The organism is Photorhabdus temperata (genome assembly GCF_025384845.1).
Classification (GTDB): Bacteria; Pseudomonadota; Gammaproteobacteria; order Enterobacterales; family Enterobacteriaceae; genus Photorhabdus; species Photorhabdus temperata.
This window is the reverse complement of record NZ_JAJAFX010000210.1, coordinates 1-602: the sequence shown is the minus strand read 5'-3', so window position 1 is coordinate 602 and position 602 is coordinate 1. Positions and strand designations below refer to the sequence as shown.

Annotated in this window: 1 rRNA gene; it reads right to left on the bottom strand. The window is 55.8% G+C overall.

The window, feature by feature from the left end:
- Positions 1–602, bottom strand: a 23S ribosomal RNA gene (locus LGZ99_RS24605); the annotation flags it as partial.

Genomic DNA, 602 nt, shown 5'->3' with positions numbered 1-602 from the left:
GATGCTTTCAGCGGTTATCTCTCCCGCACTTAGCTACCGGGCTATGCCATTGGCATGACAACCCGTACACCAGCGGTGCGTCCACTCCGGTCCTCTCGTACTAGGAGCAGCCCCTTTCAATCTTCCAACGCCCACGGCAGATAGGGACCGAACTGTCTCACGACGTTCTAAACCCAGCTCGCGTACCACTTTAAATGGCGAACAGCCATACCCTTGGGACCGACTTCAGCCCCAGGATGTGATGAGCCGACATCGAGGTGCCAAACACCGCCGTCGATATGAACTCTTGGGCGGTATCAGCCTGTTATCCCCGGAGTACCTTTTATCCGTTGAGCGATGGCCCTTCCATACAGAACCACCGGATCACTAAGACCTACTTTCGTACCTGCTCGAGCCGTCACTCTCGCAGTCAAGCTGGCTTATGCCTTTGCACTAACCTCACGATGTCCGACCGTGATTAGCCAACCTTCGTGCTCCTCCGTTACGCTTTAGGAGGAGACCGCCCCAGTCAAACTACCCGCCAGACACTGTCCCCGACCCGGTTCACGGGCCTGGGTGAGAACATCGAACATTCAAGGGTGGTATTTCAAGGATGGCTCCAT